Annotated in this window: 1 pseudogene; it reads left to right on the top strand. The window is 63.0% G+C overall.

From position 1 onward, the window contains the following. A pseudogene (locus GHO42_RS04245) lies at nucleotides 1-575 on the top strand (short chain dehydrogenase); the annotation flags it as partial.

The following is a 575-nucleotide window of genomic DNA, read 5'->3' as shown; positions in this document are numbered from 1 at the left end:
GGCCGGGCGCCTGCGCCCCGTCGAAGGCCCTCTGCTGATTGGCGGCGGTGCGCTTGCCGCACAGGTGGCCCGCTTTGGCGGCAAACTCACCGATGCGGTGTTCAGCTATGGCCCTGAACCCTTGCATGCCACACCGTGGATTCCAGGCCAGGGACCAAAGCTCAAGGCCGTGGTGTTTGACGCCAGCGAGCTGTTGCACACCGGGCAGCTCAAGCAACTGCGCGAATTTTTCCAGCCGCTGCTGCGCAATCTCGAGCACTGTACCCATATGGTGATCCTGGGCCGTGCCCCTGAAACATTAAGCGACCCTTTTGCCGCCAGCGTGCAACGTGCGCTCGAAGGTTTCAGTCGTTCGCTGGCCAAGGAGTTGCGTAACGGCAGTACCTTGCAACTGCTGTATATCGGCGAGGGGGCCGAAGATCAGCTTGAAGGCGCACTGCGCTTTTTTCTCTCGCCAAAAAGTGCCTTTATCAGCGGCCAGGTGCTGCGCCTCAAGGCCTGCGCCAACCAGGTGCAGGACTGGACCCGCCCCCTGGCCGGGCGCAAGGCACTGGTTACCGGTGCGGCCCGTGGCA

It is taken from the genome of Pseudomonas sp. FSL R10-0056 (genome assembly GCF_009600105.1).
GTDB classification, from domain to species: domain Bacteria; phylum Pseudomonadota; class Gammaproteobacteria; order Pseudomonadales; family Pseudomonadaceae; genus Aquipseudomonas; species Aquipseudomonas bubulae.
The sequence above is the reverse complement of the archived record's forward strand: the minus strand, read 5'-3'. Positions and strand labels throughout refer to the sequence as shown.